Source organism: Actinomadura fulvescens (genome assembly GCF_039533225.1).
In the GTDB taxonomy this organism is placed as follows: Bacteria; Actinomycetota; Actinomycetes; order Streptosporangiales; family Streptosporangiaceae; genus Spirillospora; species Spirillospora fulvescens.
This window is the reverse complement of sequence record NZ_BAAATD010000002.1, coordinates 373,774-394,419: the sequence shown is the minus strand read 5'-3', so window position 1 is coordinate 394,419 and position 20,646 is coordinate 373,774. Positions and strand designations below refer to the sequence as shown.

The 20,646-nt window shown below is 70.6% G+C and carries 15 protein-coding genes and 1 other RNA gene; 7 read left to right on the top strand and 9 right to left on the bottom strand.

Annotation, left to right across the window (positions count from 1 at the left end):
* The first annotated feature begins 129 nt into the window (after positions 1-129).
* Both ABD333_RS08780 and ABD333_RS08775 read left to right on the top strand, forming a co-directional pair.
* Positions 130-1,113 (top strand): ATP-binding cassette domain-containing protein, encoded by a 984-nt coding sequence (locus ABD333_RS08780; protein WP_344539473.1) that lies wholly within the window; start codon positions 130-132, stop codon positions 1,111-1,113.
* On the top strand, positions 1,110-1,943 hold the full coding sequence (locus ABD333_RS08775) for an ABC transporter permease (protein ID WP_344539471.1): 834 nt from the start codon (positions 1,110-1,112) through the stop codon (positions 1,941-1,943). The genes ABD333_RS08780 and ABD333_RS08775 overlap by 4 nt, the downstream gene beginning before the upstream one ends.
* 778 nt (positions 1,944-2,721) lie before the next feature.
* On the opposite strand, the gene ABD333_RS08770 is transcribed toward ABD333_RS08775, so the two are convergent.
* Positions 2,722-3,858, bottom strand: a complete 1,137-nt coding sequence (locus tag ABD333_RS08770) for an MFS transporter (protein ID WP_344540452.1) — start codon at positions 3,856-3,858, stop codon at positions 2,722-2,724.
* A 75-nt stretch (positions 3,859-3,933) separates the two neighbouring features.
* Entirely contained in the window at positions 3,934-4,536 is a 603-nt protein-coding gene (locus ABD333_RS08765; RefSeq protein ID WP_344539469.1) for a LysE family translocator, read from the bottom strand.
* Between the two features lie 106 nt (positions 4,537-4,642).
* Between ABD333_RS08765 and ABD333_RS08760 the strand changes: the two genes are divergently transcribed.
* Complete coding sequence (locus ABD333_RS08760; protein WP_344539467.1) at positions 4,643-5,095, top strand: Lrp/AsnC family transcriptional regulator; 453 nt, start codon at positions 4,643-4,645, stop codon at positions 5,093-5,095.
* A gap of 71 nt (positions 5,096-5,166) precedes the next feature.
* Entirely contained in the window at positions 5,167-5,820 is a 654-nt protein-coding gene (locus tag ABD333_RS08755) for an RICIN domain-containing protein (RefSeq protein WP_344539465.1), read from the top strand.
* Here ABD333_RS08755 and ABD333_RS08750 read toward each other — a convergent pair.
* Complete coding sequence (locus ABD333_RS08750) at positions 5,813-9,187, bottom strand: AfsR/SARP family transcriptional regulator (RefSeq protein ID WP_344539463.1); 3,375 nt, start codon at positions 9,185-9,187, stop codon at positions 5,813-5,815. The genes ABD333_RS08755 and ABD333_RS08750 overlap by 8 nt on opposite strands.
* Positions 9,188-9,275: 88 nt before the next feature.
* Positions 9,276-10,646: an NAD(P)/FAD-dependent oxidoreductase gene (locus ABD333_RS08745; protein WP_344539461.1), complete on the bottom strand. Its 1,371-nt coding sequence runs from the start codon at positions 10,644-10,646 to the stop codon at positions 9,276-9,278.
* A gap of 549 nt (positions 10,647-11,195) precedes the next feature.
* Here ABD333_RS08745 and ABD333_RS08740 point away from each other — a divergent pair.
* The 3 genes from ABD333_RS08740 (at position 11,196) to ABD333_RS08730 (ending at position 16,758) form a co-directional block, all read left to right on the top strand.
* Positions 11,196-11,777, top strand: coding sequence for a YbhB/YbcL family Raf kinase inhibitor-like protein (locus ABD333_RS08740; protein ID WP_344539460.1), 582 nt, complete (start codon positions 11,196-11,198; stop codon positions 11,775-11,777).
* A 250-nt stretch (positions 11,778-12,027) separates the two neighbouring features.
* Entirely contained in the window at positions 12,028-14,298 is a 2,271-nt protein-coding gene (locus tag ABD333_RS08735; RefSeq protein WP_344539459.1) for a hypothetical protein, read from the top strand.
* 153 nt (positions 14,299-14,451) lie between these two features.
* Positions 14,452-16,758 carry a SulP family inorganic anion transporter gene (locus tag ABD333_RS08730; protein ID WP_344539458.1) on the top strand — a complete coding sequence of 769 codons (2,307 nt, stop codon included), beginning with the start codon at positions 14,452-14,454 and terminating at the stop codon, positions 16,756-16,758.
* A gap of 249 nt (positions 16,759-17,007) precedes the next feature.
* On the opposite strand, the gene ABD333_RS08725 is transcribed toward ABD333_RS08730, so the two are convergent.
* The 5 genes from ABD333_RS08725 to ABD333_RS08705 all read right to left on the bottom strand — a co-directional run bounded on the left by ABD333_RS08725 (position 17,008) and on the right by ABD333_RS08705 (position 20,641).
* On the bottom strand, positions 17,008-17,265 hold the full coding sequence (locus ABD333_RS08725; RefSeq protein ID WP_344539456.1) for a hypothetical protein: 258 nt from the start codon (positions 17,263-17,265) through the stop codon (positions 17,008-17,010).
* Positions 17,266-17,452: 187 nt separating this feature from the next.
* Positions 17,453-17,841, bottom strand: an RNA gene (rnpB, locus tag ABD333_RS08720) — RNase P RNA component class A.
* A 48-nt stretch (positions 17,842-17,889) separates the two neighbouring features.
* Positions 17,890-19,005: a bifunctional RNase H/acid phosphatase gene (locus tag ABD333_RS08715; protein ID WP_344539455.1), complete on the bottom strand. Its 1,116-nt coding sequence runs from the start codon at positions 19,003-19,005 to the stop codon at positions 17,890-17,892.
* Positions 19,006-19,007: 2 nt separating this feature from the next.
* Positions 19,008-19,751, bottom strand: coding sequence for a zinc ribbon domain-containing protein (locus ABD333_RS08710; protein WP_344539453.1), 744 nt, complete (start codon positions 19,749-19,751; stop codon positions 19,008-19,010).
* Positions 19,748-20,641 carry a Nif3-like dinuclear metal center hexameric protein gene (locus ABD333_RS08705; protein WP_344539451.1) on the bottom strand — a complete coding sequence of 298 codons (894 nt, stop codon included), beginning with the start codon at positions 20,639-20,641 and terminating at the stop codon, positions 19,748-19,750. Before ABD333_RS08705 ends, ABD333_RS08710 begins: the two co-directional genes overlap by 4 nt.
* Positions 20,642-20,646 lie beyond the last annotated feature (5 nt).

Genomic DNA, 20,646 nt, shown 5'->3' with positions numbered 1-20,646 from the left:
GGGCTGCCAGCGATCTGCCAGAACCGCCGGAAAAACTGGATGCGTTCCCCGACCGGGCGGCTGTAAGTTTGCACGCCGCCGCATCCGGGGCCGCGAGATGTCCGGCGAACACAGTACCTAGGAGATCAGATGTCACACGCCATCCAGGCCGACGGCCTGGTGAAGCACTTCGGTGAGACCAAGGCGTTGTGCGGAGTATCGCTGCAGGTCGATGCCGGGACGGTGCTCGGCGTCCTTGGTCCGAACGGGGCGGGCAAGACGACGACCACGCGGATCCTCGCCACGCTTCTGCGCCCCACAGCCGGCACGGCCCAGGTGGGCGGCTACGACGTGGTCAAGGACGCGCACCGGGTCCGCCAGCTGATCGGCCTGACCGGGCAGTACGCGGGCGTCGACGAGATGCTCACCGGCACCGAGAACCTCGTTCTCATCGGGCGCCTGGTCGGCCTGTCGCGCAGCTCGGCCAAGGCGCGCGCCGCCGAGCTACTCCAACGCTTCGAGCTCACCGAGGCCGCCGAACGCGCCGCCAAGACCTACTCGGGCGGCATGCGCCGCCGCCTCGACCTCGCCGCCAGCCTCGTCGGCCGGCCCGAGATCCTGTTCCTGGACGAGCCCACCACGGGCCTCGACCCCCGCAGCCGCAACGGCCTGTGGGACATCGTCCGGGGCCTCACCGCCGAGGGCGTCACCGTCCTGCTCACCACCCAGTACCTCGAAGAGGCCGACAACCTCGCCGACGACATCATCGTCATCGACCACGGCACCGTGATCGCGCACGGCACGTCCGACCAGCTCAAGGCCCAGGCCGGCGGCCAGGTCCTGCAGCTGCGCCCGGTCAACGCCGCCGACCAGGTGACGGTCACCCGCGTCGTCGCCGACCTCCTCGACGCCACCCCCGAGCAGCGCGACGGCCTGATCTCGGCCCCGGTCACCGACCCGGCCGTGATGGCCGCCGTCGTGCGCAAGCTGGACGACGCGGGCGTCGTCCTCAGCGAGCTCGCCCTGCGCAAGTCGACCCTCGACGAGGTCTTCTTCGCGCTGACCGGACACCACACCGACGACTTCGAGGCCGAAGCCGAGGAGCTCATGTCCCAGGAAGGGGCCAAGGCATGACCACCGCCACCGTCACGCGAGAGCTGCCCCGCCAGGTCGGCCTGCCCACCGGGCTCCGCAACACCATGACGCTGACCTGGCGCAACCTGGTGCAGATCAAGCACAACCCGATGGAACTGGTCGACCTGAGCGTCCAGCCCATCATGTTCGTGCTGCTCTTCGCCTTCGTCTTCGGCCCAGCGATGGCCGGAAGCGTCCAGGACTACCTGCCGATCCTCATCCCGGGGATCATCGTCCAGAACGCCCTGTTCGCCTCGATGACCACGGGCGTCGGCCTCAACAACGACGTCACCAAGGGCGTCTTCGACCGCTTCCGAAGCCTCCCCATCGCCCGTTCCGCCCCCCTGGCCGGCCGGATCATCGCCGACACGGTCAAGCAGGCCTGGTCGATGTTCATCGTCATGGTCGTCGGCTTGATCATCGGCTTCCGCGTCGAGACCAACTGGATCAACCTGCTCCCCGCGTTCCTCCTCCTGCTGGCGTTCTCCCTCCTGTTCGCCTGGGTCTCGGTCTTCGTGGGCCTGGCCGTCGACGAGCCGGAAAAGGTCCAGATCTTCGGCTTCACCATCATTTTCCCGGTCTCGTTCCTCAGCAACGCCTTCATCCCGGTCACCGACAAGTACCCGGGCTGGATCCGCGCCATCATGGAGAACAACCCGGTCTCCCTCCTGGGCGACGCGATCCGCGGCCTCCTGATCGGCCACGACGTCACCAACCCGAGCGTGTCCCAGCCGGTCCTGAGCCCCGCGATCCAAGCCATGATCTGGGGCGTGGCGATCGCCGCGGTCTTCATCCCCCTGTCCATGCGGGCCTTCAAGCGCAAGGTCTAACACCCTCCAGCGGCGGCGCCGCAAAGGCGCCGCCGCCCAGCAAACCCACCACAGCGCGACACCCGCCCCCCACGCGGCAACCAACCGCTGACCACACAGCGAACGCGACATACTCCCGCTGAGCGCGGCCGCACGGCTCTCAGATCTGCCGGGCGCGGCGAACGCGCACGCGAGCGCGCAAGGATGCGCGATCATGACCACAGCCACGCCATCAGCAGCGAGAACGCAGACCCGCGCAGCAGACGACCACCGCGCCTGCGCGCGGGCGGTTCCACACGCACGCGCACGCCCTGCCGGACGCGGCACACGCGCAGAACCAGCACATGCGGGCAGCGCATAGAGGCTGGTGAGCACGGGGACCAGCACGCGCGATAAGACCAGCAGACACGACAGCCCGCCGCCGAACGCAGCACAGGCGCGGAGATCGGCACGTGGGTCGGACCAGCATGCGCGATGAGACCGGCAGGAGTGGCACGTCCGCTGTAGTCGGCAAGTGACACACGCACAGGCGACAAGCGGGTACAGCACGCTTGGAGGCCGGAAGGCGCCGGTGTGGGAACGACACGCGCGATGTGGGTGGGTGCGCAGGAGGCTGGTGGCGCGACGAGACCGGCAGGCGCGACACGCCCGCCACCGAACGTGCACGCGCGCGGAGATTGGGCGCGTGCGGGCGGGCAGTAGGCATGGATCGGCGGGGATCGGCGGGGCGGTGTGGGATTGCGGGTGGATTGTGGCAGGTATGTGGGAGTGGTGGGGGTGTGGGTGTGATTGGTGGGGGTTAGGGGCCTCGGGTTGTTACTGCGGCGATTAGGGCGAAGGCGGATACGGCCAGGAGGGCTGTGGTCGTGCCTGTGGGGTCCTGGTCGAAGAGGCGGCCGATTACCAGGTCGCCCGCGCAGGCGAACATGCCCGAGAAGAACGCCAGGACTCCGTAGTACGAGCCGAAGCGGCCGGCTGGGGCGTGGCGGGCGGCGCGTTGGAAGATCGCGGGCTGGATCAGGCCGTTCGCGATGCCGTTGAGGACGGCGGCGAGCATCAGGAGGTTGGTCTCCGTGCCGTCCAGGGAAGTCAGGATCAGGAAGGTGGCCGCAGCACACAAGAGGCCCAGGCGGAGGACCCAGGGGCGTTCGCCACGGTGGTGCGCGGCTACGAACGGTTGGGCGGCCGCGGCTACCGCGGCCAGTACGGAGAAGGAGAGCGTCGCTGTGCCGCGGGAGAAGCCCAGGAGCGGCACGGCGGTCATGATGTGGTTGGCCAGCAGCGTTGTGGGGGCGGTCGCCAAGGCGAAGAGCACGAAGGTGCGGTCCCGGAGGACCGTTCGGATTCCTGCGATGAGATTGCGCGGGGCCGAGTTCGGGTCGTGGCGGGGCAGGAGGAAGAAGAGGGCCCCGGCGGCCGCCCACAGGACGGCGGCCGTGCCGGCGACAAAGGCGAAGCCGAACGTGAGTAGGGCCAGGCCGATCGGCGGGCCCACCACCGTTCCGATGTGCTGGGTGGCCACGTACGCGGCGAAGCCGGCGGAGCGGCGGGATGGGGTGACGCCCGCCAGCATGGTCTGGGCCGCAGGGTGAAGGAGGGCGCCGCCCGCTCCTACGAGGACGGCTGCGCAGAGCAAGGTCGTCAGGCCTTCGGCGGTGCCGAGGAGGGCGAAGCCCAGTGCGCGGGTGGTGCAGGCGATCGCCCCGGTACGGCGCGCGCCGAGCGTGTCGGTGATCGCCCCGACCGGCAGGAGCAGCGCGTACTGCACGCCGAGCCGGACGCCGAGGACCAGCCCGATCGTTCCGGCCAGCAGTCCCAGGTCGTGCCGCAGGTGCGCGACCAGGTGCGTCATCACGGAGAAGTAGCCCAGGGAGGCGGCGACCTGGAGCGCGACCATGGTCACGATCACCCGGCGGGCGGAGTGGCGGGCGGTCATGAGCACGGGACAGAGCACACCAGAGGGACATCCGGTCGGTCCAATATGGATATGGATGCGGCCCTATAGGCGGATTCATATCGGTAGGAGGAGCCAGGCGCCGAGGGCGACCATGGCGGCTCCGGCGACGCGGCTCGTCAGGCGGGCGGCGGAGGGCCGGGTGTGGAGCGTCGTGCGGGTGAGGGTTCCCAGGCAGAGGTAGAAGAGGCCGCAGGAGACCATGAACGCCAGGCCGAGAATGCCGATCTGCCCGGCGACCGGCCAGGTGCCGTCGGGGTCGGTGAACTGCGGCAGGAGGGCCACGAAGATCAGGAGGCCCTTGGGGTTGAGGCCGCTGACGCCGATCCCGCGGCGGAAGGTCTTCCAGTCGGTGCCGGGTGGCGCGTCGGCGTGCGGTGTGGCCGGGCGGGCGAACGTCATCGCACCGTGCCACATCAGGTAGGCCCCGCCCACGAGGGTGATGGTGTTCAGAAGCGCCGGGGATCCGGCCACTAGCGCACCGACGCCGGCGGCGACGATGAGGGTGACCGCTGCGTAGCCCACTACTAGGCCGCTTACGGCCGGGATGACGGAACGGCCATTGAGGCTCGCGCTGATGGTGAAAGCCCAATCTGCGCCCGGTACGACGATGAGCAGCAGGGCGACCGTCCAGAATGCGAGCACGGAGCTGAGGGCCACGTTTTCCTCTCCCTGGTGGTAGGTGATGGGGAGAGTACGTTCGAATTGCCCGAAAGTGCTTCTAAGTTTGGGCGGGTGAACGGTTGTTTGTGGAAGGATTTTCTCTATGGACGCCGTTGACCGGAAGATCCTTGCTGTCCTCCAGGAGGAGGGGCGGTTGACGATCACAGAGCTGGCGGCGCGGGTGGGGTTGAGCGTGTCCCCGTGTCACCGCCGGCTCCGGGAGCTGGAACGCAGTAAAACGATCACGGGCTACCGGGCGTTCGTGGACCCCGCCGCTCTCGGGTTGACCTTCCAGGCCCTCGTGTTCGTCACCATGCGCCAGGAGGACCGGGAGACCCTGCTCGGTTTCGAGGAGGCGGTCGCGCGGGTGCCGGAGGTCGTACAGGCCCAGCGTCTCTTCGGTGATCCGGACTACCTGTTGCGCATCGTCACCGCTGATCTCACCGCCTACCAGGAACTGGAGGACGACGTGCTGTCCGCGTTGCCGGGCGTACAGCGGCTCAACTCCACCCTGGTCATGAAGCACGTCGTGAACGACCGCCCCCTGCCCACCTGAGCTGGACGAGAGACGGACCGGAGACGCCGGTGGGGTTGGGTCTGGGACGTCACCGAACTCGGGAGAGGCAGATGTCCCATCACCTTCGCGCGCTCGCCGTGATCGGCTCGGCCTGCGCGGTTTCGGCCACGTTGTTCTCTTCGGCGGCTTCGGCTACGCCCGGCCCGGCTACGCCCGGCCCGGCTACGCCCGGCTCGGTTACGCCTAGCCCTGCTACGTCCGGCTCGGCTACGCCTGGCCCGGCTGCCGCAGCAGAGGGTGCCGGTGCTCTTAAGCGCCCCGCGTGGACGCGCCTCCGCGCAGAGCATTCCAAGAAGTGTATTGAGATCCCTGGCTGGTCCAAGCGCCAAGGGGTGCGCGCCGACCAATGGTCTTGCCTGAGGCAGGCCAACATGCAGTGGGCGCTCTGGCTCGTCCAGGCCCCGGGGTCGGGAGGTGTCCGCCACTACATCTACGCGATCCAGAACCGGTACAGCGGGCTGTGCCTGACCGTGGACGGCACGCGCAATGGTTCCGCCGTAACCCAGCGGCAGTGCCGTAACAAGAAGTACGGCGACAACTACACCAGGCAGTTGTTCTGGTACACGCCCGACCACCGGTTGTTCAGCCGGTACGCCAGAGGCAAGTGCCTGGACATCGCGGGTGCCAGCAAGCGCAACAAGGCCCTCACCACCATCTGGAAGTGCAGCACCAAGAAGAACCAGCGGTTCAGAAGCGTCAAATGATCAACGGGGCCGGGCGGTCCAGGGCGAAGGCGCTCAGGACGTCGTCCAGGGTCGCGGCGAGACCTCGTTCGTAAGCGGCTGTGAACGCGGTCTCGCCGAGGACCTTGCGCGTGGCGTCCTCGACCAGCAGGACATCGCGCAACGACTGGTCGCGGCTGCCGCGCAGGCCGTCCGCCGTGCCGAGACAGTAGGCGGAACGTTCCGCGTCGCCTTCGCGGAGGGCCAGCGCGGCCTGCGCCACCAGGACGTGCGCGATGATCGGGTGATCCATCGTGTGGACGGCGGTCTGCACCGACGTGAGCAGCAGCGTCCGGCTTGAGGCGAGCTCGCCGTGCGCGAGGCCGAGGTGTCCCTGCGCGCACAGGACCAGGGCGCGCAGGTGCGGCGGGCCGGCGTTCGCCGAGATCAGTTCGTACGCGCGGTCGAGGTGCCGGGCGGCTCCGGTGAGATCGCCGTCGTGGCGCGCGATCTCGCCGAGCTGGTAGTGCAGAGCCGCCATCCCCTCGGGGCTGCCGGTCCGTTCCGCCTCGCGGAGCGCGACGTTGAGCATCTTGACGGCGCGGTCCTGCTCGCCGAGGAGCGCCAGCTCGTTCGCCAGCTTCACGTGGCTCTGCATGATCGGGACCGGTCCGCAGCCCAGGGCCTCGTTGAGCCGGATCGACTCCTCGTAGAGGGTGACGGCCTCGCGGTGGTCGCCGCGCCGGCCGGCGAGTTCGGCCTGCGCGGTGAGGGTGAACGCGAGCCCCCAGCGGTCGCCGACGAGGCGGAAGTCCTCCAGCGCGCGGGCGAAGTCCACGGCCCCGGCGTCGCCGTGCCCGAAATTGAGCGCGAACTGGCCGCAGATGAAACGGCCCACGCCGCGTACCCACGGATCGTGGTCGCGCAGAAGCGGGTCCATGAGGGTGACGGCCTCCTTGTCCCATCCCCTCTGGTAGATCCTCAGCGCGACGTTCGTCACCCGCAGTACGGGCTGCAGGTCCTCCTCGTCGAACGCATCGCAGATCCGGCGTGCGCGCGACAGCAGGGCGGTGGTGTGCTCGCCCTCGTACTGCGTGTCCATCATGGTCATCGCGCCGAGCGCCAGGGCGACCGCGGTCGTCTGGTCTTCGGGGAGGCCGGGCAGGTTGAGCACCCACATGATGCTGTCGGCGCTCTCCTTGAGCTGCCCGCGCAGGAACCAGTACCAGCCGAGCCCCGCGCAGAATCGCACGGCCAGTGGCGCGTCGCCGGTCGAGATCGCCCACCGCAGCGCGGCGTGCAGGTTGTCGTGCTCGGCGGTGAGCCTGGCGAGCCAGTCCACCTGCTCGGCGCGGTAGAGGTGGGGTTCCGCCGTCTCGGCCAGTTCGACGAAGTACGTGGCGTACGCGCGTCTTGTCTGTTCTTCCTCGCCCGCCTCGGCCAGCCGTTCCAGCCCGTACGCGCGGATCGTCTCCAGCATCCGGTAGCGCGGCCCCTCCTCGCCGTCATCGCCGGCCGTCACGAGCGACTTGTCGACCAAGGCGATCAGCACGTCGAAGACCCGGTGGCGCGGGAGCTCCGGACCGGCGCACACCTCCTCGGCGCTCGCCGTCGTGACGCCGCCGGTGAACACCGCGAGCCGCCGCCACAACGCCCGTTCGGCCGGATCGAGCAGATCCCAGCTCCATTCGACGACGGCGCGCAGCGTCTGGTGGCGCGGCAGCGCGGTCCGGCTGCCCGCCGCCAGGAGACCGAACCGGTCGCTCAGGCGGCCCGCGACCTGGGCGGGCGTCATCGCGCGCAGGCGGGCGGCGGCGAGTTCGATCGCCAGCGGCATCCCGTCCAGCGCCCGGCAGATCTGGACGAGGTCGGCGACGTTGCCCTCGGTCACCGCGAAGCCCCGGGAGACCGCCGCCGCGCGGTCCGCGAGGAGCCGCACCGCGGGATGGTTCAGCGCCTCGACGGCCCGTACGTCGGGTGGCGGCGGCGGAAGCGGGTCGACCGGCCACAGCGACTCCCCCGTGATGCCGAGCGGCTCGCGGCTCGTCGCGAGGATCCGTACCCCCGGGCAGTCCGCCAGCAGCCGGTCCGCCAGGTGCGCGGCGGCGTCGACGAGGTGTTCGCAGTTGTCGAGAACGAGCAGCAGCCGCTTGCGCGCGAGCGCGGCGGCCAGCCGGTCCAGCGGATCGGAGATCTCAAGCTTCACGCGCGCCGTGCCCGCCGCCTGCCAGACCGTCTCCCGCAGGCCCAGCGCCGTGAGAACGGCCTGCGGCACCTCCGCCGGGTCGGTGATCGGCGCGAACTCCACCACCCACACGCCGTCACGCGCCCGGCCCAGCCAGCGTTCGCCCGTCTCCAGCGACAACCGCGTCTTCCCGGCGCCACCGGGCCCGGTCAACGTCACGAGCCGCTGCCCGACGAGCAACTCGCTTACCTGGGCCAGATCGTCATCCCGTCCCACAAAGCTCGTGATCCGCGCCCGCAGGTTCCCGATCCGCCGCTCCTCGCCCGCCGCGTCCGTTCCGGTCGCCGCCGCACCATCGCCGCGAGCGTCAACACCCGCCCTCGCCGTCGTACTGACAGCCTCCGAAGCGTCCGCTGCCTCAGCACCGCCCACGGCACCCGTGGCGAACGTGCCATTCACAGCACCCACACCGTCAGTGGGATTCACGTCACCGATAGCGAGGGCCGGGTCTTGGCGGAGGACGGCTAGGTAGATGTTCTCCAGGTCGGGGGCGGGGTCTACGCCCAATGTCTCGGCCAGGGCGTGCTTCGCGGAGTGGTATTCGGCCAGGGCGTCGGCTTGGTGGCCCGCCGCGTACAGGGCTCGCATCAGTTTGCCGCGGAGCGGCTCACGGAGGGGATCGGCCGCGGTCAGTGCCTTCAGCTCGGGGATGAGGGAGGCGTGACGGCCTAGTGCGAGGTCGGCTTCGATGCGTTCGTCCAGGGCTGTGCGCCGAAGACCTTCGAGTCGTGCTGCGGGGCCCTCGGCGAACGGCATGCCCGCCACGTCTTCCAGTGCGGGGCCGCGCCAGAGCGCGAGGGCCTCTCGCAGGGCGGACGCGCGTTCGGTGGCGTCATCGGTACGGAGGGCACGGGCGACCCTGGTCTCGAAGTCGTACGCGTCCACGGCCGCCGGTGGAACGAGGAGCCGGTAGGTGCCCGGTCTCGACTCCAGACGTTCGCGGCCGATCAGGGGCCGCAGCCGTGACACCAGGGACTGCAGGGCGTTGGCGGCGGCGTTCGGCGGGCGATCCTCCCAGAGGTCGCCGATCAGCCGGTCGGCCGAGACCGTGCGGTCCGCGTGCAGGGCCAGCAGGATCAGCAGGGCACGCAGCCGCGCGCCGCCCACCTCGACCGGGCGGCCGTTGGCGGCCACCTCCAAGGGGCCGAGGATGCCGATCCGCACCCGTCGATTCTCTCCCAAACCCGGCCCGGTTCGCCTATGACGAAAAACCCCGCCGATCCTGGTGGGGATCGGCGGGGCTTGTTCGTCGTCAGGCGACTCGTTCGGTGGCCTCGATCTGCTTGGCGTCGTCGGTCGCCGCCAGCTCGAAGTCGGCCCGCGGCTGCTCGATCGTGCCGAGCGAGATCGTCTCGCGCTTGAAGAACAGCGCGAGCGTCCAGTCGGCGAGCACCCGCATCTTGCGGTTGAACGTCGGCACCATCATCCCGTGGTAGGTGCGGTGGAACCACCAGGCCGGCAGGCCCTTGAGCTTGAAGCCCATCGGGTTGGCCACGCCCTTGTGCAGGCCGAGGCCCGCCACCGCGCCCAGGTTGTTGTGGGCGTACGGCTTGAGCGACTTGCCGCGGAGGGCGCGGATGATGTTGTCACCGAGGACCTTCGACTGCCGCAGCGCGTGCTGGGCGTTCGGCGGGCAGAACATGCCCTCCTGGGTGAGGTCGGGCACCGCGGCGTTGTCGCCCGCGGTCCAGGCGCCCACCACGCCCTCGATGGTGAGGTACTCGGTGGCCTTGATCCGGCCGCGGTCGTCGAGCGGGAGGTCGCTCGCCTTGACGACCGGCGAGGGCTTGACGCCCGCGTTCCAGACCAGCGTGCCCGCAGGGAACGCGCTGCCGTCCGACAGCTCGATGTCGCCGCCGACCGCCGACCGCAGGAACGTCTTCATCTTGACGTCGATGCCCCGGCCGCGCAGCTGCTCGGCGGTCCACTTGCCCATGTCCGGGCCGACCTCGGGCAGGATCCGGTCGGCCGCCTCGACCAGGTAGAAGCGAAGGTCGCGCGGAGTGACCTTGCGCATGTACTTGGTGGCGTCGCGCGTCATGTCCTCGATCTCCGCGACCGCCTCGACGCCCGCGAACCCGCCGCCGACGAAGACGAACGTGAGGGCCTTGCGGCGGATCTCCTCGTCGTCGGTCGACTCGGCGATCTCCAGCTGCGCGAGAACGTGGTTGCGGAGGTGGATGGCCTCGCCGACGGTCTTGAGGCTGATGCCGTTCTCGGCCAGGCCCGGGATCGGCAGGATCCGCGGCACCGCGCCGGCGGCCATGACGATGTAGTCGTAGGAGATCCGCTCCGGCGGCCCGGCCAGCGGCTGCACGATCGCCCAGCGTTCTTCGTGGTTGATCTCGGTGACCCGGGCGTTGCGCACGTTGCAGAGGGGCAGCGTGCGGCGCAGCGGCACCACCACGTGCCGCGGGGAGATGTTCCCTGCGGCGGCTTCGGGGAGGAACGGCTGGTACGTCATGTACGCGTTCGGGTCAACGACGGTGACCTTGACCTCGCCTCGCTTGAGCTCGCGCTTGAGCTTCTTCTGCAGGCGAAGCGCGGTGTACATGCCCACATAGCCGCCACCCACGATCAGGATGTGGGGAGCGCCAGGGGTTCCCTCGGCGGTCCTGGCCATCGCGGCCCTCCAATGTTCACGGTCGGCTTGTGAAGACATTCACAAACTAGCTCATGGAGCAGGTCGAGCGCCAACCAAGAGCCACAAAAGAATCCAAAAAGTTTCCGGATCAGCAATCTGGAACGTTACGAGCCAGCGAACTTCTGCACTCCTTCGCCGCATAACGGACACAGAAGGATAAAGATCCCATGATGAACGTCACAGTGGGACGCTCCGGGAGCGCCGTCGTCCCCGGGGAGAAAAGGCCCGTTCCACCCCCGTCGACCGCCTATGGTTGTGGCCGACGAGGAAGGGTGCACCACCGGCGCGGTGCGCCCACCGCCGAGATGGACCGGATCCGCGGGAGCGCGGCGTACGATCTCGCCCAGGAAAGTCGGCCACGGTCTGTCCCTGACAGGGTGGCCGGGCGTGAGCCGTCTCCGAGGGGTCGGTCGGAGTACGGTTCGCCCTTTTGGCAGGGTGGGCCGGACGAGGACAGTCCCGAAGGTTCAGTCAAGCGCGGCCGGTCCCTGGCGGGGCGGGCGGCGGGGGCTGTGGGAAGGCGTATCGATGATGAGCAGGAAGCGGCGTCCAGGCCTGGCCGCGACCGGCGTTGCACTGCTCGGCGGGGCGCTGAGCGGGTGCGGGCTGATCGGGCTGCCCCAGAACAAGAGCGCCGAGCTCTCCGAGTGGTTCCCCGTGAACAGCCAGGTCTTCCGTGATGGGCAGGACTTGCCCACACGTTACGGCTGCGCGGCGTACTCTGGCGGACAGGGCAAGACCCCTCCGCTGGGATGGCGGGGCAAGCCCGCCGGCACCCGCTCGTACGCGATCGTGGTGGACGACCCGGATGCCGAAAACGGGGCGTACGTGCACTGGGTGATCGCGGGCATCGGCGAGAACACGCAGGACCTCGTCGAGGGCACCCGTATCGACAAGACCTGGGTTCAGGGTCAGAACACCGGCAAGAAGGTGGGATATGAACCGCCTTGCCCGCCACGGGGCGAGAAGCACCGATACCGGTTCACGATCTATGCGCTCGACGACCTGGCGCCGTTCCGGCCCGGCGCGACGCTGAAGGACTCGCTCGGCGCCATCGCCAAGCACACGGTGGGCCGGGGCAGGATCATCGGGAACTTCGGGACAGAGTAGGCGCGTTCAACCCTGAGGCCGTTGGGAAACAGGGACGGACCAGGTCCTGGAGGGGCAGAACAGCCGGGGGTGTACTGGTCGGCCGAATTGGCTGATCGGGGCACGCCGTGTGAGGGTAGATGTGCGCGAAAGGTGTGACAACGGTCATAGCGGTCGGTCAGAATCGGTCTAGGCCCCCATCGGGGACCCGGCCGCTAGCGATAATCAGGACGAACCCGCGGGCCGCAGGGCCAAGGCATTGGGTGGTGGCATGACTTCTTACATCGTGGTCTTCGGCCTCATAGTGGTCGTGGTCCTGGTGGTCGTCCTGGTGGCCTTGGGCATGCGGGCCAGCAGGGCGGCCCGCGAGGACGACGACTGGATGGCCGACGAGCAGCAGCCGTCCCGGGGCTACCGCTCCGCACCGGCCGACGAACAGGCCGAGGACGGTTACGGCACCGGCTACGACAACGCGTCCTACGGGCCCGGCCAGCCCGAGCCGGCGTTCGACCGCCGGGTCGCGGGCGGCCAGCAGGGCGGCGGCCAGCACGCCGCCGGTGCGCAGCTTGCGGGTGGCCAGCACGGTGGCGGTCAGCACGGCGGTGGCCAGCATGGCGGTGCTCAGCACGGTGGCGCGCCGCTCGCCGCCGGTCCGCTCGCCGCGCCCACGCCCGCTCCCGCCCAGGCGGCCCCCGCGCCACCGCCGCCCAGCGGCCAGGCCAGCGACGAGATGGCCGACGACGACTATTGGGCGACCATCACCTTCGACAAGCCCAAATTCCCCTGGCAGCACGACTCCTCCCCGGAGAAGACCGAGGCCGAGCTCGCCGCCGACCCGCTCAAGGCCCAGGGCGGCCCGCAGGGCGCCGTCCCCGAGCCGCAGGTTCCGGCCGAGCGGCCCGCCGCCGGTCTCACCCAGCCGGTCTCCATGAACGACGCGCTCGGTCATGGCCAGGGCGGGCACGGTCCGGGCGCCCCAGGTGCCGGTGCGATCGGGGGGCTCCTCGGCTCCCGCAACGGCACCGACGCGCAGCCGGTACCCACGCCCCCGGCGTCCTTCACCCCGGCCGCCGCGCACTACGCCGCAGACCCCAGTTCCACGGCCGCCGACCTCCAGGCACTCGGCTCGGGCACCGGCCCGCAGGGCACGTTCAGCGTGGGCGACCCGTCGTTCGGCGGCGCGGGCTCCGGCGCGGGTTCCGACCAGCCTTCCTACGGCTCGCCTGAGCACACTCCCTACGGCTCCCCTGAGCAGACTCCCTACGGCTCCTCCGACCAGCCTTCTTACGGCTCCTCCGACCAGCCTTCTTACGGCTCCCCTGAGCAGCCCGCCGCCTACGGCGTCCCCGACCAGTCTCCCTATGGCGCCCCTGAGCAGCAGCAGCCCTTCGGCTCGGGTGCCGAGCAGTCCCCGTACGGGGCGCCCGACCAGCAGCCTGCCTACGGCAACGGCTCCCAGAGCCCGTTCGGCGCGGGCGACCCGCTGGGCACCGCGCTGCCGGCCGCTTCGGCAGGCCCGGCGCGCCAAGACGCCTTCGACCGTTCGCTGTCCTCGGCGCCGCTCTCGGCCGACCCGCGTACCTCCGACCCGCTGGGCCTGCCCCTCGGCCGCGCCGACGAACAGACCGTACGCGGCTACGGCGAGACCCCGCCGCTCCCCTCGGCTCCGGCGATTCCGGCCGTTCCGGCCGCTCCGGCGGCCCACGCCGAGCCCGCGGGCCACGGCGGCTGGGACGGCGGCGGCTCCTCCGGCGGCGACACCGACAGCAACAAGCTCCCCACCGTGGACGAGCTGCTCCAGCGCATCCAGACCGACCGGGCACGTTCCGCGGGCGGCGCCGGTGCTCTCGGCGGCGGACGCTCTGCCGAGCCGGAGACCCCCACGTACGGCAGCGGTCTGAGTGATCCGCTCGGCGACCCGCTCAACACAAGCGGCGGCTCGTCCTCGTACGGCTCCACCGGTCCCTGGTCGACGCCGGCCTCGGCGGGTGGCGGATACGACAGCGACCAGTCCGGCACACCCGGCGGCTTCTCCGGCCTGTCCGGCGGCGGTACGGGCGGCGGCGCCGGCGCGGGTGCGGGTAGTAGCGGTGGCGGTTACGGCCAGAACGAGGGTTATCCGTCTGCACCCGCCTACGGTGAGGCGCCCCGCTACGACGACCCGCTGGGCGGTGGCGGCCGCGAGTCGTACGGCTCGTACGGCACCGGCTCGCCCTCGGGTTCCGGCAATGGCGCGGGCGACACCGCAGAGCCCGGCCGCTACAGCGACTTCAGCGGCAGCAGCTACAACGGCGCGTCCGACCCGCTGTCGGCTCCGACTCCGCCCGACACCGGTTCCCAGGGCGGCGGCTACGGCGATCCGGGTTCCACCCAGCAGTTCGGCAGCGGCTACTTCGGGTCGCAGCAGGGCTACGGCAACTCTGGCCAGGCCGGGGGTTCCGGTAGCGGCGAGACGGGCGGCCAGTACGGCTCTTCCTACGGCACAGGCAACCCGCGCCAGCAGCCGGACGACTGGGAAAGCCACCGAGACTACCGGCGCTGACCGGTCGAGCACCAACGAAACGGAGGGCGCCCCGCCGGGCGACCCTCCGTTTCACTTTTTTGAGGGACGAATCCACCAAGATCTACGGAAACCGGATCTCTCGTTTGTGTCATCCCGGGCGGACATGATCCAGCTCGTGATTGCATACGAGGCGTGACGTTCAAGACACTCAACGTATCCATGATGCGGCGGGACCTGCCCGCCTCGTTCGTCGTCTTCCTCGTCGCGATCCCGTTGTCCTTGGGCATCGCGGTGGCCTCCGGGGCACCGATCGCCGCCGGGCTGATCGCCGCGACCGTCGGCGGCGTCGTGGCCGGGCTGCTGGGCGGCTCGCCACTGCAGGTCAGTGGGCCCGCGGCGGGACTCACGGTGATCGTGGCCTCGCTCGTGCAGACCTATGGCTGGCGGGCGACCTGCACGATCACGGCGCTGGCGGGGCTGCTCCAGCTGGCCCTCGGCGCCGCCCGGGTGGCCCGTACCGCGCTCGCCGTCTCCCCCGCCGTCGTGCACGGGATGCTCGCCGGAGTCGGCGTCGTGCTCGTCCTGGCGCAGGTGCACGTCGTGCTGGGCGGGAGCCCGCAGCATTCGCCGCTGAGCAACGTACGCGAGCTCCCGGGGCAGCTGATCTCGTCCCACTCCCACGCGGTCATGCTCGGCGTGCTCACCATCGCCGTCCTCTTCGTCTGGGACCGGCTTCCCCGGGCCGGGACCGACGCGGGCACGGTGCTGCGCTGGATCCCCGCGCCGCTTCCCGCCGTCGCCCTCGCCACCCTGACGGCCTGGCTGCTCGGCTGGGAGGTCGCGCGCGTCGACCTGCCGGACACGCTGCTGGGCGACTGGCAGCCGCCCGCGCTGCCCCACGGCCCGCTCCCCGGGCTCGTCGGAGCGGTCGCCTCGGTCGCCGTGGTCGCGGCCGTGGAATCGCTGCTGTGCAGCGTCGCCATCGACCGGAAGCGGCCCCAGGGCGTGCCGCGAGCCGACCTCGACCGCGAACTCCTCGGGCAGGGCGCGGCGAACGCGGCGTCGGGCCTGCTGGGCGGCCTGCCCATCGCCGGTGTGATCGTACGGAGCTCCGCGAACGTGGCGGCGGGCGCCCGCTCCCGCGCCTCCACCGTGATGCACGGGGTCTGGGTGCTCGTGCTGGCCCTGTCGTGCGGGCCGGTGATCGAGCAGGTGCCCCTCGCCGCCCTCGCCGCGCTCCTCGTCGTCCTCGGCCTGAAGATGATCGACACCGCCCGGGTCCGTGATCTTCGCCACCACCGCGAGGCGCCCGTCTACTTCGCGACCCTGGTCGGCGTCGTGCTGCTGGGGCTCGGCGAGGGCGTGCTCCTCGGCATCGGCATCACGGCCCTGATGGCGCTGCGGCGGCTCACGAGCCTGTCGGTCCGGGTCGAGCAGGCGCTGCCCGTACCGGCCCAGGCGTCGCCCGACGACCAGCCCGCCGCGGAGCGCTGGCACGTGATCGTCGAGGGCACGCTGACGTTCCTCGGCGTGCCCAAGCTGACCAAGGTGCTGCAGCAGATCCCGGCCGGATCGAGCGTCGATCTGGACCTGAACGTGGACTTCATGGATCACGCCGCGTTCGAGGCGATCCACGAGTGGCGGGTCGCCCACGAACGCCAGGGCGGGAGGGTCGACATCGATGAAGTCCACGAGGGTTGGTATGAAAGAGCTGTGACTGGGGATATGTCGCCGCCGCGTAAATCGTCCCCCAGTGCCCGCTGGTGGGCACCCTGGGCGAATCGACGGCGCCGCACCGAAACACCGGAACTCGACGCGCCGGACGTGTCGCCGAGCGCCCTCCTGCTCGCCGGCGTCCGGGAATACCACGGCCGGACGGCGCGGCTCGTCCGGCCGATCATGGCCGAGCTGGCGTTCGAGCAGAAACCCGAACACCTGTTCATCACCTGCGTGGACTCGCGTGTGGTGCCCAACATCATCACCGCGAGCGGTCCCGGCGACCTGTTCATCAACCGGAACGTCGGCAACCTCGTCCCGCGCTTCGGGTCGCGCACCCACGACGACTCCGTGGCCGCGACGGTCGAGTACGCCACCAACGTGCTCGACATCAGGACCATCACGATCTGCGGCCACTCCAACTGCGGCGCCATGGCGGCGCTGCTGGCGGGCGGCACCGAGGTCGACCATCTGCCGGCCCTGTCGCGCTGGCTGAAGCACGGCAACCACAGCCTCGCCAGGTTCCTGGCCGCCGAGCCCGAGGACGGCGTGCCGCCGCTCACCCGGCTGTGCCAGATCAACGTGATCCAGCAGCTCGACAACCTGCTGACCTATCCCTGGCTGCGCAACCGCGTGGAGGCCGGGAAACTCGAACTGGTCGGCCTCTACCTCGACCTGGAGACCGCCGAGGTCAACGTCCTCGACCGCTCCACCGAGGCCTTCGTCCCCGTTCCGGACGAGGCCCCGGACGACGACACCGACGGCGCCGCGGCCCTCACCTGACCGGAAAGCGATCATGGGTCGTCCCCCGACAGGACGACCCATGATCCACCCGGCCCACGGCACCCGCCTCCGTGGAACCGTGCTCACCCGCGCTCAGTCTCCATAGCTCCGTGACCCCGCCACCACCGCGACCAACCCTTACTGCTTACGGCGACCGGGTTTTGTGTGTGGTCGCTTGTGGCGGTTGGGTTTTGTCTTTGGCCGGTCTTTTGTCTTTGGCCGGTCGCGGTGGGGTCGTGTGTCGGGCTTTCAGCGGCCGACGAGTTCGTCCTCGCCGGTCCGGTTCGGTCGCTCGATCAAGCGGGCGTTGTAGCCCGTGTACTCATCTCTGCGTTCGGTGTAGTCGTCGCGGATGTACATTCCCGCGACCCGGCGCGCCCAGCGCGCCCGGGCACCGGACGCCGGAGCGTAGAGGGCGTCCCGCCGGCTGGCCCGCGAGAACGCTGCCATCATGATCAGTGCCACCAGCAACCCGGTGAGCGCACCGACCGCGATCACGATGAACATCGGCGCTCCTCTCCGCGGGGCGTTTCTTCCGGGGAGCCCCGCCGTTACCGCCGATCTCCCCCAAGGCGATCAGCTGTACCTTGGACGTTAGAGGCGCTCTTTCGGATCCTTTGTGTCGTGTGACCCGAAGCGGCTGAGATGAGACACACTTTCCGTTTCCGTGTGAACGGAAGGGATCGGGGGAAGGCGGACGAGCCGGCCTGTAAGCCGGGTTCTGTGCCCCGCCGTGTGGCGGGCGACGGCCATCCATCTCGGACCGCCGTTGCCGGCGGCCTCCAGCGGCCTACCCGCAGGCTCGGGCGGGCAGCCCTCGAACGCCTGCGCGAAGAGCCTGTCGGCCCTTCTTCTTGACCTTGCTCCAGGTGGGGTTTACCTAGCCGCCCACGTCACCGTGGGCGCTGGTGAGCTCTTACCTCACCGTTTCACCCTTGCCACCGGCGGACCGGTGGCGGTCTGTTTTCTGTGGCACTGTCCCGCGGGTCGCCCCGGGTCGGCGTTACCGACCACCTTGCCCTGTGGAGCCCGGACTTTCCTCGGCGGGAGGCGTGCTCCCGACGCGGCCGTCCGGCCGGCTCGTCCGCCGTACCCAAAGGCTACCGCTCCGGCAGGTACGGCCGGAACCGGTCAGTCCAGCAGGTGGTGGGTGTCGTTGAACGCGCGGAGGCTGGCGGGCCCGTCGTCGTACCAGTGGACGGACGACAGCGACGCCACGTCGAGCTGCATCCGGAACAGCGACGCCATCGGGGCGCCCAGCGCCTCCTTCACGAGGAGCTTGATGGGGGTCACGTGCGACACGATGAGCACGGTCCGGTGCCGATAGCGCACCTTCAGCTTGTCCAGGGCCGTTCGGACGCGGCGTTCGGCCTCCGCGAAGCTCTCACCGCCGGGCGGCGCCACGGACGGGTCGGCCAGCCAGGCTTTGAGCTCGGCGGGCCAGCGTTCGCCGACCTCCCGGAACGTCAGCCCCTCCCACGAGCCGAAGCCGGTCTCACGAAAGCCTTCCTCGACCCGTACGTCGGCCCCGGTCACGGCGGCGACCTCGGCGGCGGTGTCGCGGCACCGGCTCAGCGGCGAGGTCACGATCGCGTCGATGCCCTGATCCTTGAGCGCCACGGCCGTCGCCCGTGCCTGGGCCAGACCGTGGTCTGTGAGGGGAAAGTCGCCCAGTCCGGCGAAGCGCTTCTCGACCGACAACGGCGTCTCGCCGTGCCGCAGCAGCAGCGTCCTGGTCGGCGTGGCCGTGGCCCCCGACCACGCGGGGGCCGCCGGTTCAGGGGCGGGCGGCTCCTCCGTGACCTCGCGGACCCAGTGCTCGCCGCGCGCCGCCGCGTCCATCGCCTCGTTGGCCAGGCGGTCGGCGTGCGCGTTGCGGTTGCGCGGGATCCAGCCGTAGGAGACCGCGCCCAGGCCCTTCGCCGCCTCCCGCGCCTCCAGGGCCAGCGGGATCATGTCCGGGTGCTTGATCTTCCAGCGGCCGGACATCTGCTCGACGACGAGCTTGGAGTCCATCCGCACCTCGACCCGGGCGCCCGGGTCGAGGTCCGCGGCGGCGCGCAGGCCCGCGATCAGCCCGCGGTACTCGGCCACGTTGTTGGTGGCGTGGCCGATCGACTCGGCGACCTCGGCCAGCACCTCGCCCGTGACCGCGTCGCGGACCAGCGCGCCGTAGCCCGCCGGGCCGGGATTGCCGCGCGACCCGCCGTCCGCCTCGACGACCAGCTTCCGCCCCGTGGACGCCACGCCTACAGACCCGATTCGGGCGTACGGATGAGGATGCGGCGGCACTCCTCACAGCGGATGACCTCGTCGGCGTCGGCGGCGCGCATCCGGTTGAGGTCGACGGTGTTGAGCGCCAGGTGGCAGCCCTGGCAGGCGCCCCGGTAGAGCTTGGCGGCGCCCACCCCGCGCAGCTGCCCGCGCAGCTTCTCGTAGAGCGCCAGCAGATCGTCCGGTACGTCCTTGGCCACGGCGGTACGGGCCGTGCTGGTCATGCCGGTCTCTTCGTCGATCTTCTGCTGCGCCTCGTCGCGGCGAGCGCCCGCGGCGGCGAGCTCCTCCTGGGCGGCGGTCTGCTCGGCCCGCAGCGCCGAGACCTTCCCCTCGGCCTCCTCGCGGCGCTCCATGATCTCCAGCACGACCTCCTCCAGGTCGGACTGGCGGCGCTGCAGCGAGGCGATCTCCGCCTGCAGGCTGCTCAGGTCCTTGGCCGAGCCGACCTGCCCGGAGTCGAGCCGCTTCTGGTCGCGGTCCGCCCGGGTCCGGACCTGGTCGACGTCCTGTTCGGCCTTCTTCTGCTCCCGGTCCAGGTCGCCGACCTCGGTCTCGGCCGCCACGATGGCGTCGCGCACCTCGGTCAGACGGGCCTCGAGCCGCTCGATGTCGGCCAGCTCGGGCAGGGTCCGGCGGCGGTGCGCCAGCCGGTCGAGCGAGGTGTCGAGCTCCTGCAGGTCGATCAGGCGCTGCTGGGCTTCGGGTGCGGCTTTCACTTTGCTCCTTCGTAATGCAGGCTCCACGCGTCGGTGACGAGCGTGGACACCCGGGTCTTCACGTCCGGTGCCCGCCGCGTGCGGGGCGACTCCCCGGGTCCCCCGGCGACCGCCTCCCGCAGGCGCCGTTCGGCATCGGCCAGCCAGGGCCACTCGGTCGCCCAGTGCGCCGCGTCGACGAGCGCCGGGCCGTCGTGCTCGGCGAACTCCGACGCGGGATGGTGCCGCAGGTCGGCGGTGAGGTAGACGTCGACGCCCGCCGCGCGGGCGGTGCCGAGCAGCGAGTCCCCCGCGCCGCCGCAGACGGCGACGGTACGGATCGTACGGCCGGGATCGCCCGCGGCGCGCACGCCCCACGCCGTGGCGGGGAGCCCGTCGGCCGCGCGGGCGGTGAACTCGGCCAGCGTGATCGGCTCGGCGAGGTCGCCGATGCGGCCGAGGCCGCGGCCTCCCGCGCGGGGGACGGCCTCGCCCATCGGGTCGGCGGGCGACCCGGCGTCGGCCGCCGGGACCATCGGGCGCAGGGGTCCGGTCAGGCCCACGGCCCGCGCCAGGGCGTCGGACACGCCCGGGTCGGCCACGTCGGCGTTGGTGTGGGCGGTGTAGAGCGCCACCCCGTTCGTGATCAGCCGGTGGATCAGGCGGCCCTTGGGCGTCGTGGCCGCGACGCTGCTGACCCCGCGCAGCAGCAGCGGATGATGGGTGACGACGAGATCGGCGCCCCATTCCAGGGCCTCGTCCACCACGGCGGCCACGGGGTCCACCGCGAACAGCACGCGGCCGACCTCCTGGTCCGGGTCCCCGCAGACCAGCCCGACGGCGTCCCATGACTCGGCCCAGGCCGGGGGGTAGAACTCCTCGAGGACCGCGATGACTTCGGAGAGACGCACGCCCG

What these genes read in the sequence shown, in the direction of transcription:
- ABD333_RS08780 (WP_344539473.1), top strand. Translation starts at nt 130, where the DNA reads ATGTCACACGCCATCCAGGCCGACGGCCTGGTGAAGCACTTCGGTGAG.
- ABD333_RS08775 (WP_344539471.1), top strand. Translation starts at nt 1,110, where the DNA reads ATGACCACCGCCACCGTCACGCGAGAGCTGCCCCGCCAGGTCGGCCTG.
- ABD333_RS08770 (WP_344540452.1), bottom strand. Translation starts at nt 3,858, where the DNA reads ATGACCGCCCGCCACTCCGCCCGCCGGGTGATCGTGACCATGGTCGCG.
- ABD333_RS08760 (WP_344539467.1), top strand. Translation starts at nt 4,643, where the DNA reads ATGGACGCCGTTGACCGGAAGATCCTTGCTGTCCTCCAGGAGGAGGGG.
- ABD333_RS08755 (WP_344539465.1), top strand. Translation starts at nt 5,167, where the DNA reads ATGTCCCATCACCTTCGCGCGCTCGCCGTGATCGGCTCGGCCTGCGCG.
- ABD333_RS08745 (WP_344539461.1), bottom strand. Translation starts at nt 10,646, where the DNA reads ATGGCCAGGACCGCCGAGGGAACCCCTGGCGCTCCCCACATCCTGATC.
- ABD333_RS08740 (WP_344539460.1), top strand. Translation starts at nt 11,196, where the DNA reads ATGATGAGCAGGAAGCGGCGTCCAGGCCTGGCCGCGACCGGCGTTGCA.
- ABD333_RS08735 (WP_344539459.1), top strand. Translation starts at nt 12,028, where the DNA reads ATGACTTCTTACATCGTGGTCTTCGGCCTCATAGTGGTCGTGGTCCTG.
- ABD333_RS08725 (WP_344539456.1), bottom strand. Translation starts at nt 17,265, where the DNA reads ATGTTCATCGTGATCGCGGTCGGTGCGCTCACCGGGTTGCTGGTGGCA.